17 protein-coding genes are annotated in these 19,490 nt (G+C 69.4%); 5 read left to right on the plus strand and 12 right to left on the minus strand.

All coding sequences use genetic code 11. The features are described 5' to 3' along the window. Positions 1-109 precede the first annotated feature (109 nt). From G6O68_RS25015 to G6O68_RS25025, 3 genes are all read left to right on the plus strand, one after another. A complete protein-coding gene (locus tag G6O68_RS25015) occupies positions 110-823 on the plus strand; it encodes an LPS biosynthesis glycosyltransferase (protein ID WP_165251393.1) in 714 nt (237 codons plus the stop codon). Between the two features lie 74 nt (positions 824-897). After that, a complete protein-coding gene (locus G6O68_RS25020) occupies positions 898-2,115 on the plus strand; it encodes a M20 metallopeptidase family protein (protein ID WP_165251394.1) in 1,218 nt (405 codons plus the stop codon). A gap of 109 nt (positions 2,116-2,224) precedes the next feature. Then, entirely contained in the window at positions 2,225-2,932 is a 708-nt protein-coding gene (locus G6O68_RS25025; RefSeq protein ID WP_165251395.1) for a winged helix-turn-helix domain-containing protein, read from the plus strand. Here the strand turns inward: G6O68_RS25025 and G6O68_RS33640 are convergent. Beyond that, positions 2,871-3,224, minus strand: coding sequence for a carbon storage regulator (locus G6O68_RS33640; protein ID WP_390625389.1), 354 nt, complete (start codon positions 3,222-3,224; stop codon positions 2,871-2,873). The genes G6O68_RS25025 and G6O68_RS33640 overlap by 62 nt on opposite strands. 227 nt (positions 3,225-3,451) lie before the next feature. Between G6O68_RS33640 and trxB the strand changes: the two genes are divergently transcribed. After that, positions 3,452-4,483, plus strand: a complete 1,032-nt coding sequence (gene trxB / locus G6O68_RS25035; protein ID WP_165251397.1) for a thioredoxin-disulfide reductase — start codon at positions 3,452-3,454, stop codon at positions 4,481-4,483. A gap of 25 nt (positions 4,484-4,508) precedes the next feature. Here the strand turns inward: trxB and G6O68_RS25040 are convergent, their stop codons facing one another. The 11 genes from G6O68_RS25040 to G6O68_RS25090 form a co-directional block, all read right to left on the minus strand. Continuing rightward, positions 4,509-5,810, minus strand: coding sequence for a sensor histidine kinase (locus G6O68_RS25040; protein ID WP_240911501.1), 1,302 nt, complete (start codon positions 5,808-5,810; stop codon positions 4,509-4,511). 73 nt (positions 5,811-5,883) lie between these two features. Further along, positions 5,884-6,618, minus strand: a complete 735-nt coding sequence (locus G6O68_RS25045) for a GGDEF domain-containing protein (protein ID WP_165251398.1) — start codon at positions 6,616-6,618, stop codon at positions 5,884-5,886. A gap of 260 nt (positions 6,619-6,878) precedes the next feature. After that, positions 6,879-7,691 (minus strand): ABC transporter permease, encoded by an 813-nt coding sequence (locus tag G6O68_RS25050; RefSeq protein ID WP_240911502.1) that lies wholly within the window; start codon positions 7,689-7,691, stop codon positions 6,879-6,881. A gap of 3 nt (positions 7,692-7,694) precedes the next feature. After that, complete coding sequence (locus G6O68_RS25055; protein ID WP_165251399.1) at positions 7,695-8,603, minus strand: ABC transporter permease; 909 nt, start codon at positions 8,601-8,603, stop codon at positions 7,695-7,697. After that, a complete protein-coding gene (locus G6O68_RS25060; RefSeq protein ID WP_165251400.1) occupies positions 8,590-9,582 on the minus strand; it encodes an ABC transporter ATP-binding protein in 993 nt (330 codons plus the stop codon). The genes G6O68_RS25055 and G6O68_RS25060 overlap by 14 nt, the downstream gene beginning before the upstream one ends. A gap of 71 nt (positions 9,583-9,653) precedes the next feature. After that, positions 9,654-11,582: a DNA gyrase/topoisomerase IV subunit B gene (locus G6O68_RS25065; protein ID WP_165251401.1), complete on the minus strand. Its 1,929-nt coding sequence runs from the start codon at positions 11,580-11,582 to the stop codon at positions 9,654-9,656. Between the two features lie 95 nt (positions 11,583-11,677). Beyond that, the gene (locus G6O68_RS25070) at positions 11,678-14,197 is read right to left on the minus strand and encodes a DNA gyrase/topoisomerase IV subunit A (RefSeq protein WP_165251402.1); all 2,520 of its coding nucleotides are present in this window, start codon (positions 14,195-14,197) and stop codon (positions 11,678-11,680) included. A gap of 187 nt (positions 14,198-14,384) precedes the next feature. Then, positions 14,385-15,224 (minus strand): sugar phosphate isomerase/epimerase family protein, encoded by an 840-nt coding sequence (locus G6O68_RS25075; protein ID WP_165251403.1) that lies wholly within the window; start codon positions 15,222-15,224, stop codon positions 14,385-14,387. Between the two features lie 4 nt (positions 15,225-15,228). Next, positions 15,229-16,104 carry a bifunctional 5,10-methylenetetrahydrofolate dehydrogenase/5,10-methenyltetrahydrofolate cyclohydrolase gene (locus tag G6O68_RS25080; protein WP_165251404.1) on the minus strand — a complete coding sequence of 292 codons (876 nt, stop codon included), beginning with the start codon at positions 16,102-16,104 and terminating at the stop codon, positions 15,229-15,231. Between the two features lie 119 nt (positions 16,105-16,223). Continuing rightward, on the minus strand, positions 16,224-17,591 hold the full coding sequence (locus tag G6O68_RS25085; protein WP_165251405.1) for a hypothetical protein: 1,368 nt from the start codon (positions 17,589-17,591) through the stop codon (positions 16,224-16,226). A 59-nt stretch (positions 17,592-17,650) separates the two neighbouring features. After that, positions 17,651-18,604 carry a YybH family protein gene (locus G6O68_RS25090; protein WP_165251406.1) on the minus strand — a complete coding sequence of 318 codons (954 nt, stop codon included), beginning with the start codon at positions 18,602-18,604 and terminating at the stop codon, positions 17,651-17,653. 383 nt (positions 18,605-18,987) lie between these two features. On the opposite strand from G6O68_RS25090, the gene G6O68_RS25095 reads away from it, so the two are divergent. Continuing rightward, on the plus strand, positions 18,988-19,365 hold the full coding sequence (locus G6O68_RS25095) for a CZB domain-containing protein (protein ID WP_165251407.1): 378 nt from the start codon (positions 18,988-18,990) through the stop codon (positions 19,363-19,365). The last annotated feature ends 125 nt before the right edge of the window (positions 19,366-19,490 follow it).

Consider the following 19,490-nt stretch of genomic DNA (forward strand, 5'->3'; position numbering starts at 1 on the left):
GGCTTCCGTCTTGTCGTTCCCCCCGCCGACGGGTAGCCTGGTCTGTTCGACTCCACGCCCGCGATCCGCCTCGCGGCACCCCAACTCGACCCTCCGATCCGGACGCGCAATGGGCATCCTCGATTATTTCTCAAGGGGTTACGTCATCAACCTGCCGTCCCGGACCGACCGCAGGCGCGAGACGGAGGCCATGTTCCGTCGCGTGGGGCTGGTGGATTGGCGGGAGCACATCGAGTTCCACGCGGCGACCCGCCCCCGGTCGGCAGAAGGGTACGCCAGCCTCGGGGCCCGCGGCGGTCTGCTGAGCCACACGGCGGTCCTCCGCAAGGCGCTCGACCAGGGGGCGAGGAACGTGCTGGTGATGGAGGACGACCTGGAGATCTCCCCGGAGTTCGTCGCCAAGGGCGAGGCCATCGCCGAGGCGCTGGACCGCGAGGAATGGGGCTTCGCCTACTTCGGCCACTGCCTGGACGACCTCGGCGAGCCGATCCCCGGCCGCCCGCTCCAGCGCTACGACGGCCCGATCCTGCTGGCCCACTTCCTGGCGGTCAACGGGACGGTCCTGCCTCGCCTCGTCGAGTTCATGGAGTCGGTCGACAAGCGGCCCGCCGGCCACCCCGACGGCGGCCCGATGTTCGCCGACGGCGCCCTGACGTTCTTCCGGATGCGAAACCCCGACGTGCTGACGCTGGCGGCCAACCCGAACCTGGGCCTCCAGCGTTCCTCGAAGAGCGACATCACGACGAGGTGGTTCGACGAGATCCCGGGGGTCGGCGCGGTCGCCCGGCCCCTCCGGCGGGTGAAGAGGTGGCTCAAGCGATAATCCGCCGGCCGCGACCCGAGGACCCTCGCATCCCCGCCCCGCCCCCGCACACCGTTCGACGGGCCATCACGAGCATGTCCGACTGGCGAGACCCCCTGGACCGCTGGATCGATTCGAGGGCCGATCGGCTTCGGGAGATCCGTCGCCACCTCCACGCCCATCCCGAGCTGAGCCGCGAGGAGTACCAGACGACCCGATTTCTCGCCGACCGGCTCGAAGAGGCCGGGATTCCCTACTCGCTGGTCCCTTCGCGGCGGGGGATCCTGGCGGGTAACCTCGACGCCGGCCGGCCGATCGTGGCCTTCCGCGCCGACGTCGACGCCCTGCCGATCGCCGACGCGAAGGACGACGTCTCCTATCGGTCGACCCGCGACGGCGTCATGCACGCCTGCGGGCACGACGCCCACGCGACGATGGCCCTCGGGGCGGCCGAGGCCCTCTGGGCCTGCCGCGACGTCCTCCCGGCGCGAATCCTCTGGCGGGCCGTGTTCCAGCCCGCCGAGGAGGTGGGCGAGGGGGCCCGCGAGATGGTCGCCGCCGGCGCGATGGAGGGGGTCCGGGCCGTGGCGGCCCTGCATGTCGACCCCGAGCGGCCGGTCGGCCGCGTCGGCTGCCGTCGCCACGAGATGACGGCCTTCTGCCACGACCTCGACGTCGTCGTGCGGGGGGTCGGCGGCCATGCGGCCCGCCCCCACCAGGCCAGCGATCCGCTCCTGGCCGCCGCCCAGTTCCTCGCGACGGTCTACCAGGCGATCCCCCGGAGCGTCGACTCGCGCGACCCCACCGTCGTCACCTTCGGCAGCCTGCACGCCGGGACCGGGGGCAACGTCATCGCCGAAGAGGCCGTCCTCCGGGGCACGATCCGCACGCTGTCGCGCCAGGCCACCCAGCGCGTCGCCGAGCGGCTGAAGCAGATCGCCGACGGCCTGGGCGAGGCGACTGAGACGTCGATCGAGCTGACCCTGAGCCACGGCACCGACGGCGTGTTCAACGATCCCGAGGTCACCGCCGTCTGCACCCGTGCCGCCGCGGAGATCCTCGGGGCCGGCCACGTCGACGAGATCCGCCTCCCCAGCATGGGGGGCGAGGACTTCTCGGGCTACCTGGCGGAGGCCCCCGGCTGCCTGCTCCGCCTCGGCACGGCGACGCCTGGCAACCCCGCGCACCACCTGCACTCGCCGTCCTTCGACATCGACGAGCGGGCCCTGACGCTCGGGGCGAAGCTCCTCGCCCGGTCGGCCGTGCTCATGGCCGAGGCCTTCGCGGTGCCCCTCGACGACGCGGGTTCATGAATTCTTCGCGCAAGGTTCATCTCGGCGACAACGCCGGCTGTACACTTGAGTGCGGTGACGAACGCCCGCGGGCCCACCCCCCCCGCCTCGCTCAACGGACCCGACGCCCATGCCCAAGCCGAAAATCCTCATCGTCGAAGACGAGCGGTCGCTGGTCGAGATCCTCTGCTGCAACCTCGAGCGGGAAGGATACGAGACGATCGTCGCCGGCGACGGAGTCGAGGGGCTCCGGCAGGCCCAGCTCAAGTCGCCCGACCTGATCGTGCTCGACCTGATGCTCCCGCTGAAGGGGGGCTTGGACGTCTGCCGCGAGCTGAAGGCGAGCCCCCGGACCAGGGACGTCCCGGTCGTCATGGTGACCGCGCGGGGCGAGGAGTCGGACCAGCTGGTGGGCTTCGCCACGGGCGCCGACGACTACGTGACGAAGCCCTACAGCATGAAGGTGCTGATCCAGCGGATCAAGAAGGAGCTGCGTCGCGCCCAGGCCCGCGAGGAGACCCCCGCCGGCTCCCAGATCGCCAGCCAGGGGGTGATGATCGACCGCCACAGCCATCGTGCGTTCTATCGGGATCAGGAGCTGATCCTGACTCCCACCGAGTTCCGCCTGCTGGAAGTCCTGCTCCGGCAGATCGGCCGGGCGTTCACCCGCTACGAGCTGATGGACGCCGCCATCGGCGAGGACGCCGTGGTCCTGGAACGGACGATCGACGTCCACGTCAAGAGCCTCCGCAAGAAGCTGGGGGAGGCGGGCGACCTCATCGAAACCGTCCGGGGCGTGGGATATCGATTCCACGAGCCGCGGCTTGTGGGCGCCTGACCGCGTCGTCGCCGGCCGCTTCGTCGTTTCGCGACCGCCGGGCCGACGTCTCCGCCGAGCGTTCCGGCACGAGTTCGGCCCGGACCACCGACACCTCGCGCGGGGCCTCGATGCCCAGTCGCACCTGGCCCCCCTCCAGCCGCACGACCGTCACGCAGACGTCGTCGCCGATGTAGAGCCTTTCCATGAGCTTCCGCGTCAAGACCAGCATGGCGTGGTGTCCCCTCGTTCGTCCCTGATGCCCGTCCTCAGCCTCGGGGCTCCCGCCGCGGAAGCGACCGGCTCCGCTCATCAGGGTGTCTGCTGGAAATCTAGGTCACGACCCCCTAGGATTGGGAGTCGATCGGAGAGAATGCGCAAAATTTCGGAGTCGCCTCCGCGTGCGGCGACGCGACCCGGCGCCCTCCGATCCCGGAGGCCCTCCCTCCCGCGAGCCTCCCGCCCCACGGGCGCGAGGAGTGCCGGGGTCGGCCCCGGCCCGGTCTGGTCCGCGATCCGCATTGCTGGGAAAGGGTGACGATGTCTGCTGCTCATTCGGCCGTGATCATCATCGGCTCGGGGTCCGCCGGGCTCACCGCCGCCATCTACGTCGCGCGGGCCAACCTGGCCCCGCTGGTCCTCGAGGGGAGGGAGCCGGGCGGTCAACTCACGCTCACGACCACGGTCGACAACTTCCCCGGCTTCCCGGAGGGAATCGAGGGCCCCGACCTCATGGACCGGATGCGCAAGCAGGCCCAGCGGTACGGGGCCGAGACGCGCTGGGAGACCGTCTTCGAGGCCGACCTCTCGAAGCGGCCGTTCACGATCAAGACGACCGACGACCCCTCCGGCGACCCCTCCAGCGGCGACATCCGCACGTACACCGCCGACGCGCTCATCATCGCCACGGGTGCCGCGGCCCGCTGGCTCGGCATCGAGGGCCCGTACAAGGGCAACGGCGTCACCACCTGCGCCACCTGCGACGGGGCCCTCTACAAGGGCAAGGAGATCGCCGTCGTCGGCGGCGGCGACTCGGCCATCGAGGAGGCCACGTTCCTCACCCGGTTCGCGACCAAGGTCACGCTCATCCACCGCCGCGAGGACTTCCGCGCGTCGAAGATCATGCAGGACCGCCTGAAGGACCATCCCAAGATCGAGTACGCCCTCAACTCGGTCGTCGAGGAGATCCTGGGCGACGCCAGCGACGGCGCGCCGCAGCTCCAGGGGGTCCGGCTCCGTTCCACGGCGGACGACTCCAGCCGTGACCTGAAGATCGCCGGGCTGTTCCTGGCGATCGGCCACGACCCGAACTCGACCGTCTTCAAGGGACAGCTCGCGATGACGCCTGAGGGCTACATCCTGAACCGGACCGCCCTGGCCTGGAAGGACGACGGGGCCCCGGACGGGCTGCTCGAAACGCTCCCCAACTACGGCACCGCGACGAGCGTCGAAGGGGTCTTCGCCTGCGGCGACGTGGTCGATACCCACTACCGGCAGGCCATCACCGCCGCCGGCTCAGGATGCGCCGCGGCGATGGACAGCGAGAAGTGGCTCGAAACGCAGCACAAATGAGGAGGCCCGCCCCGCGCCTTCCGGTTCAGGTCGGGGGCGCGGCGGCGGCCTGGGCGCGGGGGAGCCGGACGAGGAACCGCGAGCCGGAGCCGAGCCGGCTGGTCACCTCCACCCGCCCCTCGAGCGACGAGACCAGGTGCTTGACGATGGCCAGGCCCAGGCCCGTCCCCCCCAGCTCGCGGCTCCGCGCCTTGTCGACGCGGTAGAACCGCTCGAAGATCCGCGCCTGGTCCTCACGCGGGATGCCGACGCCCGTGTCGCTCACCTCGACGGCCACCTCGGCCGCCGAGGCCGAACAGACGACCGCCACGCGCCCGCCGGGGGGCGTGTACTTGATCGCGTTGTCGATCAGGTTGTCGACGATCTGGCGGACCGCCTCCTCGTCGGCGAGGACCGTGACCTGGAGCCCCAGGCCTCCGGCGTCGATCGTCAGGGCGAGGTCCCCGGCCTCGGCGCGGTCGCGATGCGCTTCGACGCAGCGTTCGAGCACCGGGACGAGCGCGAGCGGCTCGTGCCGGAAGACGTCCTGGTTGGCCTCCAGGCGGGCGAGGCTGAGCATATCGCGGATGAGGGCGTCGAGCCGGTCGACCTGCTCGTCGATCCGTTCGAGGAACCGCCGGTTCACCGACGGGTCCTCCAGCGCCCAGTCGAGGAGGGTCTCGGCGTAGGCCTTGATCGACGCCAGCGGCGTCTTGAGTTCGTGGGAGGCGTTGGCGACGAAATCCTGGCGCATCCGTTCGAGGCGACGAAGGTCCGTCACGTCGTGGAACACGAGCACCGCGCCGGCGGTGGGATCTCCCGGCAACGGCGAGCCCCGGACGGCCAGGATCCGCGGCGCGGGCCGGAGGCCATCCCGACCCGGAAGCGCGAACTCGGAGAGATAGGCCTCGGGGTAGTTCAGCCGGAACGTCGCCTCGACGGCGTCCTGCACCTGCGGGCTCCGGATCAACTCGGGCATCAGCCGTCCGACCGAGGAGGCGTCCAGGCCGAACAGGGCGTCGGCGCTGGCGTTGGCGAAGAGGAGCCGCCTTCGGGGGTCGACGGCGAGCACGGCTTCCGCCATCGCCCCGAGCACCACCCGGAGCTGCTGGCGGTCGGCCTCGAGCCGGCGGGTCCGCTCGTAAAGCTCCGGGGCCGCGGCGTTGAAGGCGGCGACCATGGCCCCGAGCCTCCCCGCCGGCACGGTCAGGACCTGTCGCGCTCGCCGCCCCTCGGACAGCCTCCCCAGGCCCCTTGCGACTTCATCCGCAGCACGGGCCCGCCGCAGGGCGGTCGCGACGGCCGCGACCGCCGCGATCAGGACGAGGGCCGTTGCAAAGTAAGCCATCTTCGCCCATCCGAGACCCGTCCGCTTCTCTCATCATCACGTCCTTTCAGTATCAAATCTTCCGCCGAGCGGGTCAACGGTCGAGGGCCGGCCTGGGCTCGCGGACGAGTGGGGTCGAGGCCCGCGACAGCTCGTCGGCGTGGGTCACCCGGTTGCGGCCCTGGCGCTTCGAGTGGTAGAGCGCCAGGTCGGCGTTCTCGACCAGGCTCGCGGCGGAGGTCTGCGGGCCGATCTCCTTGTGGCGGATCGTGGCCGCGCCGAAGCTCGCGGTGACCGGCCGGACCTCCCACGAGCGGGCCTCCAGGGTGCGTCGGACCCGCTCGGCCATCGCCATGGCGCCGGCCCGGCCGGTCCCCGGCAGTAGGATCGCGAACTCCTCCCCGCCGTACCGCGCGACCACGTCGTGGTCGCGGGCGCAGCGGCGGACGATGGACGCGACCTGGCGCAGAACCTCGTCCCCCGCGGCGTGCCCGTGGGCGTCGTTGAACGACTTGAAAGCGTCCACGTCCATCAAGACGAACGAGAGCGGCAGGCGATGACGCACCGCGAACGAAAACGAGACGTCGAGGGAATCGATCAGGAACCGGCGGTTCCAGAGGTCGGTCAGGCCGTCGGTTGAGGCGACGCGCTGGAGGCGGTCCAGGTCGTCCTCCAGGCCGTTCCCCTTGGTCCGGAGCGAATCGATGGTCGCGTAGGCCTCCTCCAGCCGCGACCGCAGCCGGTGGATCTCGGCGAGGAGGGCCGGCTCCGCCTCGCCGTCGGTCCCCGAGCCTTTGCGTTCATCCCATCGGTCGTCGAACCAGCTCATAGGGCTGTGGCCTTCCCGTGCGTGGTCAGGCCCTCGGTCGGCGTCGTCCAGGCCTCTTCCCCGGGGGCCTTCACCCGTGGGCGGGACGTCGCGGAATCCCCGACCGGGGGCGACGAAGAGAGCCCGGCCCGACGGCGGCGCCCCCCCTCGCTATCACGAGAATAGGCCGGCGCGCCCGTCAGGGGGACGACGTTTCGAGTTTTCTGCGTGATGGGGGATTTGCTGCCTGCACGCAACGATGTCGCTGCCGATCGATGCGGTCAGCTGCTGGCGCTTCGATAGGAGCGGAGCGCGACGTGGAAGAATCGCCTGCTGACCCAGAGCGAGGCCAGGGCGACGGTCACGGTCCACGCGACCATGCCGGGGTCCAGCACGCGCACCATCACGTTCGCCGGCACGTTCGAGACCAGCAGGATCGGGATGATGAACGTGAAGACGTTGCCCAGCGGCTCGGCCCATCGCCCCGAGAAGATCTCGCGGGGGTAGCGGGCGAGGCTGGAGAAGAGCCACCACATCTCCATCAGGCTGGTGTTGCGGACCATCCAGACCGAGACCGAGGTCAGCATCATCATGAAGCTGTACGCGATGGCGACGCCGCAGGCGAAGGTCGCGAAGAAGGCCGCCACCCGCGTGGGGTCGAACACCCAGCCCTTCTGCACCAGGGCGATGATCATGAGGATCGCACCCATGACCAGGTTCGGCGCGGTCCCCCAGTCGATCCGGCGGCAGGAGATGAGGAACTGCTCGTCGATCGGCTTGAGCAGCAGGAAGTCCAGGTCTCCCGTCCGCACCAGTTCCGCGAACTCGTTGCAGTTCTCCAGGAACAGGGTCTCGATCAGCCCGTTCAGGGCGAAGAAGCACCCGACGAAAAAGAAGTAATCGGGCTCGCTCCAATTGGCGATGTGGCTGGTCTTCGCGAAGACGGTGCGGTAGAAGGCGATCAGGATGCCCATCCAGAGCAGCTCGACCGACACCTTGACCAGGAAGTTGCCGCGGAAGGCCATCTCGCGGGCCAGGGTGAAGCGGGCCAGCCCGCCCATCAGCCGCGCGTATCGGGTGACGCCAGGGACCACGGCTCAACCTCCGTAGGCGCTGTAGCGCCGCAGGCCTGCGCGGTAGAGCGTCCGCGCCAGGACGAGGAACGCGACCGCCCAGAACAGTTCCAGGCCCAGGTGGAGCAGGAGCTCCGTCCCCCGGATCTTGCCCTGGAACACCACGGCCGGGAAGTACGCCATGTACTGGAAGGGCAAGACCTTCAGGATTCCCGCCCAGGGCTGCGGCAGCAGGTCGAGCGGCAGCATGTGGCCGGAGATGAAGAAGTTGAGCGTCATCACGATGTACAGCAGCGACGTCACTTCCAGGAACCAGAAGCCGACCATCCCCACGCTGACCTCGAAGTAGAAGCCGACCATGAACGCGAGGATCAGCGAGACCGCATACGCCAGGAGCGTGAGGGGGTCCGGGAAGCCGTCGAAGTAGCCGCGGCAGAGGTAGAACAGCACCGCGTACGGCACGAACGACATCGTGATGTAGGCGACCTTGTGCGCCACCCGCGACGAGAGCAAGTAGCCGATGAGGTCGAGCGGCTGGATCAGGTAGCGCTTCAGCGTCCCCTCACGGACCTCGCGGGCGACGCCGCCCGCCAGGCCGGGCATACTGGAGAACATCCGGCTGATGTTGGTCAGCAGGAGGTAGGCGATCATCTCGCGGTAGTTGAAGCCCCCCAGCTCGGTCTGTCCGGAGCCTTCGTAGATCGCCCTCCAGAGGAGGATCGTGGTGACGATCGGCAGGAAGCGGAGGATCGTGCCCAGCAGGAAGTCGCTCCGGTAGGTCATCCGCTCGATGAGGGCCACGCGGAAGATCCGTGCGTACTTGACCATCGAGGGGAGGAGGGCGGGGCGTGGAGGGGCCGGGCCGGGGGCCTCCGGTTGGATCGGCGGGAGGGGGCGCGGGAGGGGCGCTGTGGTCGCGTCAGGCGGCGTCATGGGCGAGCCGGGCCTCCTCGAAGACCTTGGCGATGACCTCTTCCAGCGGGGGGTCTTCCACGCTGACGTCCGCCAGGGCGTGCTGGTTGAGCAGGGCGCCGAGGGTCTCGGCCACCCGCGCCCGCTCGATGCGGACGTCGGCGAACGGGCCTTCGCGGCGGACGACCTCGCCGAACCGTTCGAGGCCCTCGGGGGCGGGTTCCTCGAACTGGAGGCGGACGAGCTTCGACTCGCCGAACCGCTCGATGATCCCGGCGAGGGGGCCGTCGTACACGAGCCTCCCCTGGGTGATGACGATGACGCGGTCGCAGAGCGCCTCGACGTCGCGCATGTAGTGGCTGGTCAGGAGCATGGTCACGCCGCGGCTCTCGTGATAGTCCCGCAGGCATTTCTGGATCGCGGCCTGGGCCACCACGTCGAGCCCGATCGTCGGCTCGTCGAGCAGCAGGAGCTTCGGCCCGTGGAGCAGGGCGGCGATCAGCTCCATCTTCATCCGCTCGCCGAGGGACAGCTCGCGGACGGCCTGGCGGGTCAGCTTCTGGACGCCGAGCAGCTCGACCAGCTCGCCCAGGGTCCGGTCGAACTCCTCCTTCGGGATGGAGTAGATCTCGCGGTGGAGCTGGAAGCTGTCGCCGGCCGGGAGGTCCCACCAGAGTTGATTCTTCTGGCCCATGACCAGGGCGAACTGGCGGCGGAAAGCGTCCTCGCGGCGCCAGGGCGTGTAGCCGAGCACGCGGGCGTCGCCCGACGTCGGGTAGACCAGGCCCGAGAGCATCTTGAGCGTGGTGGTCTTGCCGGCGCCGTTGGGGCCGAGGAACGCGACCATCTCGCCAGGCTCGATCGAGAAGCCGATCCGGTCGACGGCCTTGACCTCCTTGTACTCGCGGCGGTACAGGCCGCGTAGCGCGCCCATGAGGCCGTCGCGCTTCTGGAAGACGCGGTACGTCTTGGTGAGATCCTCGACCTCGATGATCGGCATGGGACGCGGTTTCCTCGCGGGCGTGGCGTTGCGATGCGTGGTGTTCCGTCGGTCGGTCGACGGTCGACGGGTCAGATGTCGATGTCCTTGGCCGTATAGGCCTCTTCCATGATGAACTTGAAGCGGGCCTCGGGTTCCTTGCCCATCAGGTCGCTGACGGTCCGCTCGGTGTAGGGGCGGTCCTCCTCGGGGACGATCACGCGGAGTAGGCGGCGGCTGCCGGGGTCGAGGGTCGTCTCGAAGAGGAGCTTCGCGGGCATCTCGCCGAGGCCCTTGAAGCGGGTGATGTCGGGCTTGGCGTTCGACGGCAGCTTGTTCAGGATCCGGTCGCGGTGGCCGTCGTCGGAGGCCCAGTAGGTCTCCTTGCCCCACGAGATCTTGTAGAGCGGCGGGCAGCCGAGGAAGATGCGGCCCTCGGCGAGGAGCCCGGGCGTGTGGCGGTAGAAGAAGGTCAGCAGAAGGGTGGCGATGTGGTGGCCGTCGCTGTCGGCGTCGGTCAGGATGATGATCTTGCCGTAGCGGAGGCGAGCGGGGTCGTAGTGGTCGTCCATGCCGCAGCCCAGGGCGCTGATCAGGTCGGTCAGCTCCTTGTTGTCGAGCACCTTGGCCTTGCCCGCCTGCTCGGCGTTGAGCACCTTGCCCCGGAGGGGGAGGATCGCCTGGACGTCGCGGTCGCGGCCCTGCTTGGCCGAGCCGCCGGCGCTGTCGCCCTCGACGATGAACAGCTCGGATTCCTCGGGGTCGGTGCTGTCGCAGTCGGCGAGCTTCCCCGGGAGGTTGAGCTTGCCGCCGACGGCGGTCTTGCGGCGCACCTGCGACGCGGCGGCCCGGCTGGCCTCGCGGGCCTTGGCCGCCTGGATGACCCGCGCCACGATCGCGTCGCCCACGCTCTTGTTTTGGAGCAGGAACGACTCCAGGCTGGGCCGGACCATCGACTCGACCTGGCTGCGGACCTCGGGGTTGTTCAGCCGGCCCTTGGTCTGGCCCTGGAACTGAGGCTCGTGGATGCAGACGGAGAGGACCGCCGTGAGCCCCTCGCGGACGTCCTCGCGCTTGATCTCCAGGCCCTTCTTGACGAGGTCGTGCGTCTCCATGAACCGCTGCACGGCGGTGGCCACGGCGGCCAGCATGCCCATCTCGTGGGTGCCGCCGTCGCGGGTCGGGATCGTGTTGACGAACGAGCGCACGTCCTCGTCGGTGGACTCGGTCCAGGCCAGGGCGAGGTGGCAGCGGATGCCGTCGTCCTCCAGCTCGCGCTCCAGGACGAAGGGGAGGGGGGCGACCCGCACGTCGCTGCGCTGGCGGTTCACTGAGTCGAGGAAGTCGGCCACCCCGCCGTCGTGGCGGAACTCGACGCTGGTCTTGGCCTTCTCGTCGATGAACTGGATCACCAGGCCTTTGTTCAGGTACGTCTTCACGTCGAGGCGCTCGGCGATCAGGGCCGAATCGTAGTCGAGGGCCTGGAAGATCTCCGGGTCGGGCGTGTAGGTGACGGTGGTCCCGGTCCCGCGCGCCGGCTCGCCGGCCTCGACCGGGCCCAGCGCCTTGCCGCGCTTGTAGCGCTGGGTGTAGGTGCGGCCGTCGCGGCGAACCTCGGCGACGAGACTCTTGCTCAGGGCGTTGACCACGCTGGCGCCGACGCCGTGGAGGCCGCCGGCGACCTTGTAGGCGTCGTTGTCGAACTTGCCGCCGGCGTGGAGCGTCGTGAAGATCACCTCGAGCGCGCTCTGGCCGGTTTTGGGATGCTTGTCGACGGGGATGCCGCGGCCGTTGTCGGCGATGGTCATCGTGCGGCCGTCGTGGTGGAGGGTGACCACGATCCGGGAGGCGTGGCCGTTCATCACCTCGTCGACGGCGTTGTCGACGATCTCCCAGAGGAGGTGGTGGAGCCCCGCCTTGTCGACGCCGCCGATGTACATGCCCGGCCGGCGGCGGACCGCCTCGAGCCCTTCGAGCACGGTGATCGACTTGGCGTCGTAGGTTGCGGGTCCGTTCGCCATCGGGGTCTGGTTCCTCTCGCTTCGGCCCGGCGGACGCCGCCGAGACGCGGTATTGTTCGCGGGCGCGGGGGTTCGTCAATCCCGGGGTCGTCGGATCAGGGTCGGGCGTCGCCGCTCTCGGCGATCTGCTCGGGGGGAGGGATGGGCTCGGCCTCGCCCGGCAGGACGCATTCGAGCGACCCGCGTTGGAGGATGGCGTAGCCCTTGCCGCCCCGGCCGGTGACGGGATACTTCGTCGCGCGGACGATCTGCTCGGCCCCGCGATTGGTCCGCACGGCCAGACCCTCGCGCTTCTTGTTCGCGAGCACGAAGCCGATGACCCGGTCCTTGGCGTCGAGCTTGATTGCGGCCACGCCGCGCGCCGCCGAGGAGACGACGTTGGCCTCGGTGACCGGGAAGATCAGCACCCGGGCCAGCTTCGTCGCCAGGCAGACGTTCTCCGAGCCGTCCGTGGCCTCCACGCCGACGATCGAATCCCCCTTGATCGTCGGGTCGAGTCGGGCGATGAGCCGCCCCTTCTTGGTCGAGACCGGAGCGAGCGTCGCCAGGGGGAATCGCAGGGTCTTGCCCCCCGCGGTGAGGACGATGACGTACGGCGGCGGGGGCGTCGTGGGGCCGCCGATCTGGCCGTTGACCGCGCCGTCCCCATGCCCATCGCCGTTGGTCGATGCGTGACCGTTGGCCGACGTCGGGGCGTCGAGGTCGGCGTCGAGTGTCCGCTGCACCATCCTCGAGGGCGTCTGGACGTACTTGGCGTAGTCCGGCAGGCAGCGCGGGTCGTGGCAGGTCACGCCGACGAGCCGCTCCTGGTCCTCGAACGCGAACTGCTTCTGGATCGGGTCGCCGTGACCGGTGGTCATGGGGATGTCGTTGGCGCGGAGCGTGTACGCCACGCCGCGGTCGGTGAAGAAGGTGATCGTCTGGCGGGCCCGGGCCCGATAGACCCAGCCCACCTGGTCTCCTTCGCGGACGCGGATGCTGGCGACGTCGGTGAACGACTTCTGCCGCTTCGTCCAGCCCTCGCGGGTGACGATGACCCAGGAGTCCTCGTCGACGATGTAGTCTTCCTCGCGGAACTCCATCGGGGCGGCCGGGGCCTCGATCCGGGTCCGGCGCTCGTCGCCGAAGGTCTTGGCGATGTGCTTCAGCTCGGCCTTGATGATGGCCCAGCGAGCCGGCTCGTCGTCCAGGAGCTTCTGGATCTCGGCGGCGCGGGCCCGCTTGGCGGCCAGCTCGGCGAGGATGTCCTGGATCTCCAGCTTGCCAAGGCGGTAGAGCTTGGTCTCCAGGATCGCGTCGGCCTGGATGTCGCTGAGTCCGAAGCGGTCGATGAGCTTGGGGGCGGCGTCGGCCTTGCCGTCGCTGGCCCGGATGATCCGGATCGCCTCGTCCAGGTTGTTGAAGACGATCGCGAACCCTTCCAGGACGTGGATCCGCGCCAGCAGCAGCCGCAGCTCGTAGTTGAGCCGCCGCGTGACGACGTCCATGCGGAAGTCGAGGAAGTGCTGGAGGATCGTCTTCAGGTCGAGCCGGCTGGGGACCGCGACCGCCGCGCCGTCGGCGGGCAGCAGGCACGTCAGGTTGACGCCGTAGTTGACCTGGAGCGGCGTGTTCTTGAACAGGTACGCCATGGCCGCCTCGACGTTCGAGCCCGGCCGCAGTTCCAGGACGATCCGGATGTCGTCGGTGCTCAGGTCCTTGACGTTCGTCAGCTGCGGGACCATGCCCTTGCCGATCAGCTCGCCGATCCGGCCCACCAGGGGGTCCTTCTCGATGCCGTAGGGGATCGAGTCGATGATAATGGTGTTCGGGCGGTCCTCAGGACGGACGTACGTCCCCCGGAGCTTGAGGCTCCCCTGGCCCGTGGCGTAGATCCTGCGAATGTCGTCGGGGGAGTTGAGGATGACGCCGCCGGTGGGGAAGTCGGGGCCGAGGACGTGCTTCGTGAGCTTGTCCAGTGGGGCCTCCCGATTGTCCATCAGCACGACCAGCGCGTTGCAAACCTCCCTGAGGTTGTGCGGCGGGATGTTCGTCGCCATGCCGACCGCGATGCCCGCTGCGCCGTTGACCAGGAGGTTCGGGAACTGCGCGGGGAGGACGACCGGCTCCTGGGTCGTCGCCATGTAGTTGTCGCGGAGGTCGACCGTCTGCTCGCGAAGCTCGCTGAGCAAGGTCTGGGCGATGGGGGTCAGGCGGCACTCGGTGTATCGGAAGGCGGCCGGAGGGTCGCCGTCGATCGAGCCGAAGTTGCCGTAGCCCTCGATGAGCGGCTGGCGGAGCGAGAACGGCTGGGCCATGCGGACCAGCGCGTCGTAGATCGAGGAGTCGCCGTGGGGGTGGTAGTTCTTCATCACCTCGCCGACGACCGCCGCGCACTTCATGAACCGGCCGTCGGCGGTGATCCGCAGGTCCGACCACATCGCGTACAAGATTCGTCGCTGCACGGGCTTGAGGCCGTCGCGGACGTCCGGCAGGGCGCGCGAGGTGATCACGCTGAGCGCGTAATTGAGATACCGCTCCCGCGCCGCCTCCGCCAGCGGGACGTCCTCCGTCAGCGAAGTCCGCCGCGCGCGGACCTCCCGATCGTCATTCCCGCGGCGGTTCCGTTTCGCCATCGCTGGATCCCAGCCCCCATCCTGTGCTTCGTCTCGATCGCGGCCTCATGCCCGACAGATCAAACCAACTCCTGAGATCGCCACAATACCAATAATCGGCCTCCGACCGCAATTGATACTGTACAAAATTACAATTCACCGCCGGGGGAGACGGGAGAAGATGGGTGAATACGGGGCCGTAGGCGGCTCAGGCGTGGTCGGCGTACATGGCTTCCAGATTCCGCCGCAGGCAGTCAAGGCTCCGCCGGGCGGTCTCCTCGGCACCGGGGGAGAAGTCGAAGACCTCGACGGAAACCCAGCGGTCGTAACCGGATTCGACGAGAGCCTTGAGGATGGGGGCGAAGTCGACGTCCCCCATGCCGGGGCCTTGCAGGTTGACGTCCTGGGCGTGGAAGTGGCCGGCGGATCGGGCGTGGCCACGGATCAGTTCGGGGACCGTGGCGTCGGTCTCGCCGCTCTGGGCTTTCACGTCCATGTGAAGCTTGAAGCGGGGGTGGTCGACCTGGGCGATCAGGGCTTCGGCCTGGGCGCAGGTGTTCAGGAAGTTCGTCTCGGAGGGTGCCAGAGGCTCCAGGCAGAGGTCGATCCCGAGGTCGCCCACCCGGGGCATGATCCGCCGGAAAACCTCCAGCGCGTAGCCTTCGGCCTCCTCGTAGGACACTCCCGGCAGCAGGTCGCGCTGCTTCGGAGAGCCCAGGACCAGGAGCGATCCGCCGAGGTCGCGCGCGGCCTCGGCCAGCGCCAGGAAGTAATCTCCCGTGCGGAGCCGGATCTCGGGGTCGGGGGAGGTGAGGTAGAATCCCTCGGTCTTGGCGAGCAGCCAGTGGAGGCCGATCGTCGTCAGGCCGGCGTCCTCGATGGTCCGTCGAATCTCGCGTCGCTGCTCCGCCGAGAGGTCCGTGATGAGCGGGGCGAGGGTGAACGGGGCGAGTTCCAGGCCGTCGTAGCCAAGTCCTCGGACGGTCTTGCAGACGTCCTTGAGGTCCCAGCCTTCGAACAGTTCGTTGCAGATTCCGAGTCGGATCACGGGGTCAACCTCGGCGTTCGACGGCGAGTTCCGCCGCGTGAAGCGTGTTGCGAAGAAGCATGGCGACGGTCATCGGCCCGACGCCGCCGGGGACGGGGGTGATCTTCGACGCGACCTGCGAGACCTCGGCGAAATCGACGTCGCCGCAGAGCTTGCCGTCGGCCTTGCGGTGGATGCCGACGTCGATCACCACGGCGTGCGGCTTGACCCAGTCGGCCTTCACGGCCTCGGGCACGCCCATGGCGGCGATGAGGATGTCGGCCTCGCGGGCGAAACGCGCCGGCTCCCGGGTCCCGGTGTGACAGACGGTCAAGGTGGCGTCGGCCCCCGGGCCCTTTTGCAGGAGCAGGAGCGCAACCGGCTTGCCGACGACCTGCGATCGGCCGAGCACGACGACGTGGGCTCCGCGCGTGTCGATCTCCGCGTCCTTAAGCAGCTCGATGATCCCCAGGGGGGTGCAAGGGACGAACCGGGGAGTACCCTGGGCGAGCAGTCCGACGTTCAGGGTGTGGAAGCCGTCGACGTCCTTGAGCGGGTCGACGCGTTCGATGATCGTTCGGGAATCCAGGTGCTTCGGCAGGGGGAGCTGGACGAGGATGCCGTGGACCGCCGGGTCGGCGTTGAGGCGGTCGACGGCGGCGAGGACCTCGTCCTGGGTCGACTCGGCCGGCAGGCGGACGACGTCGCCGTTCATGCCGGCGGCCTTGACGGCGTTCTCCTTGTTGCGGACGTAGACCCGGCTCGCCGGATCCTCGCCCACCAGGACGACCGACAACCCAGGCGTGACGCCCGTTCGGTCGCGGAACTTCGCCACCTCGCCGGCCAGTTCGCCCCGGATCCGCTCCGCCAGGCCCTTCCCATCCAGGATCACAGAAGGCACGTGTCAAGTTCCCCGAGAGCCAAAATCCCCGGCCGCCGAGTCGCGACCGCGGCGCCTCATTATGACGCATGCTTCCGAAGGAGGCGAGGGGGCCGGGCGCGATCGGAGCGTCGGGCGGGTCAGGGCTGGCCCGGAGGAGCCGCGCCGGCCGCACCGCCCGTGCCGGGGTCGGGGAGGCGGACCAGCGTGTACTGGAGTTGCTGGCCGTCCGGAGTGTGGACGAGCATCGTCGTCTGGTCCTTGACCAGATTGGCGATGCCGGCCTCGTAGATGGGCGTCTTGTCGCCGCCGATCGTCCAGGCGACGCGCTGCGACTGGCGGTCGACCGAGCCCGCGACGGGCGTGGCCTCCTTCGTCTTGAGATTGTGGTAGTTGCCGCGAATCGCCCCCTTGTCGCTGATCGCGAGCTGGAAGAAATCGTTGGGCTGCGCGTCGGGGTCGACGATCATGGCGAACACGCCGATCGGCTGCCATTGCGTGTTCGCGTCGGGTTGGGGCTCGCCGGCCGCGGCGATCTGCCCGGCCTGGTCGGCGTATTCCTGGGGCGTCCCGGCCGGGTCGCCGTTGACGTAGACGGCGTCGGGCTGGGCGACGACGTTGCCGCCGTAGTCGTAAGGGACCGGCTGCTCGGCCAGGCCGACCTGACCGGCGACGGCCCCGTAGCCCGGGTTCGCGTACAGCGAGGGATCGCTCAGGTTCGTCGGCTGCCAGGCATTGGGATATCCCGCATACATGGCGGGCGTGTACGCCGGATAGGCGTAGGACGCGGCGACCACGGCGTTCCTCTGGGCCGCGAGAGCGGCAGTCGACGCGTAGTAAGTCCCGTAGTAGGGACGAGCGACGCCATACGCCCCGGGGACGCCGGCCGCGCCGAAGCCCGCGCCGGGCAGCACGCCCGCTCCGCTGGCCGGCCCGCCCACGCCGCCCGCCCCGACGCCCGGCCGTCTAGCCCCCGCGCCGGGAAGCGCGCCGATCCCGCTGGCCGGCCCGCCCACGCCGCCGGCACCGATGCCCGGCCGCCCAGCCCCCGCGCCGGGAAGCGCGCCGATCCCACTGGCCGGCCCGCCCACGCCGCCGGCACCGACGCCCGGCCGCCCTGAAGCCATCCCCGGCTGGGCCGAGCCTCCTTTTCCGTAAGGTCCCATACCGGGGGCACCACCCGACATGCCGCCCTGGCGACCGCCGCTGGGGAGTCCGCCACCGAATCCCGCACCACCGCCGCCCTGCTGCATGCCGCCGCCGTAGCCGCCGCGTTGCATGCCGCCCCCATAGCCGCCTTGCTGCATGCCGCCGTAGCCGCCGCCGCGTTGCATGCCGCCGCCACCGCCGCCCTGCTGCATGCCACCGTAGCCGCCGCCGCGTTGCATGCCGCCGCCACCGCCGCCTCGTCCTCGACCACCACCGCCTCTCTGGGCGAAAGTTCGGGAATCGAGCGTGACGAAGAGGGTCAGGGCCAGGACGGGGAGGGTCGCGTGTCTGAGGCGCATGATGAGGCTCCGATCTTCGAGATCCGGCGGCTTCGCGGGATGGTCGGCCTGATGATCGCTCACTCGACGGTCTTGACTCGGGCGACCTTGACGGGGGCCAGGTCTGGCAACGCAACGTCGTCAAGCTGCCGATCGATGGACTGCCAGGTGAACAGGTCGTCGTTCACCCGACGGAGGATGTTGGTCTCGATGAGCGTCCGCCCGTCGGCGAGGGATCCCGACGATTGCAGGACCCAGTGGTCGCCGTCGGCGGTCCAATCGGCCTCGCTGACGCCGCCGTCGGCCTCGAACGTCCAGGTGTGGAGCGCACCGGTCTCGGGATCGACGCCGGTCACCTGCGAGCCCGTGAGGGCGATCTCCTTTTCCCGAATGCTGAACTGAGAGTGCAGGAACTTCTTGCCGGGAGACCACGCGTAGGTGGTGCGGATCTCGGTCCCTTGCCCGACCACCGACTTCCACTCTCCGACCAGCCAGGAGAGGTCGGCGACCGAGACCCGTTCCTCGCTCGACTCGCCCATCTGGGCGATGAGCCATCGGCCGTCCTCGCGGACGAAAAGGACCTTGAACCGGGACTGGGAGGCGGGGGCCGCCGAACCGCGGCGCACGACCGCCGAGCCTTCGGCGATCGCCGCCCCGCTCCCCAGGAAGCGGAGCGTCCCGACGCGGGAGTCCGCCTTCACCTCGGGCGTCCTGGCGAAGAACGCCTCGAACCCCTTCTCGAGCGCGTCGCGCCCGCGGACGGTCTCGATCGCCTCGCCCTCGTACTCGCCGTCGGTCGTCCAGTGGGCGGCGAGGGCCTTCGCGTCTCGGGACTTGAACGCCTTGACGAACGACTCCATCGTCGACCGGATCGCCTCGCGATCCTCCGGGCGGTCGGTCGCCTGGGACGGCGACGGCGCCTGCGCCAGGGCGGCGGCGCCCGGACCGACCTCGACCTGGAGGCACGACAGGACGCCCGCGATGGCCAGGGGTGTCAAGAAGCACGTGATCCGCGAAGGGGGCGGGAGGAACATGATCGGCGGTCCTCGTGAAATGAGCGGATTCTGAGGCGATCTTCAGGTTAGCATGGCGCACAACTCGGATATACAACCGACGCTCGCCCGCGCGATTTCTCCACGTTCCCGGCGAGCCGATGGAACGGGCTGTCGCTCCACGCCGAGAGGGCCTGCCGATTCAAGTGGCGGGCGTCGAGTCCAGGACGATGCGAGCCGCCGCCGTGCGCGTTAGTCTCGGTGTGAAGTGCCCGACGTCTCAGCATCGACTCGCGGCTCCTCGGCCCAGGGCGGTTCGAGAGCTTCCCCTGGGCCGCTTCCGGCTCAATCCGGCCCGATCGGGCGGCGTCGCCCGACTCGCGAGACGTGCCGACGGACGCTCCGCATCGAAGGAGCAACCCACGATGGTCGAATCAGCGAGCCTTGATCATGCGATCGCCGCGCACGCCAAGTCGAAGTTCCGCCTGCGCGAGGCCATCAAGACGGGCCGGAGCGAGTGGTCGGTCGAGAACGTGCGACCCGACGACCAGTGCGAGTTCGGCAAGTGGTTGAACGCGTTGCCCCTGTCGGATCGAATGCGGAAGGAGTGGCGGGAGGTGAAAGTCCTGCACTCGCAATTCCACACGGCCGCGGCGTCCGTGCTGGAATCTGCCACCTCCGGCCGCATGGTGGAGGCCGAGGCCGCGATGGCCCCCGGCGGCGCGTTCTCGGATATCTCCACGAAACTCGTGAGGCACATCACGGACTGGAAGAAGGCCGCGGCCGGCGGCGGGCACGGTTGAGGCGTCCGGGCCGCCCTCCCCAGCCGTCGCAGTCGGGAGCGAGCCCGGTCGCGGATCAGAATAGCCCGTCGATCCAGCTTCGGATCCACGGGAAACGCGCCCCCAGCGCCGAGTGGACGTAGGCG

Source organism: Paludisphaera soli (assembly GCF_011064595.1).
Taxonomy (GTDB): Bacteria; Planctomycetota; Planctomycetia; order Isosphaerales; family Isosphaeraceae; genus Paludisphaera; species Paludisphaera soli.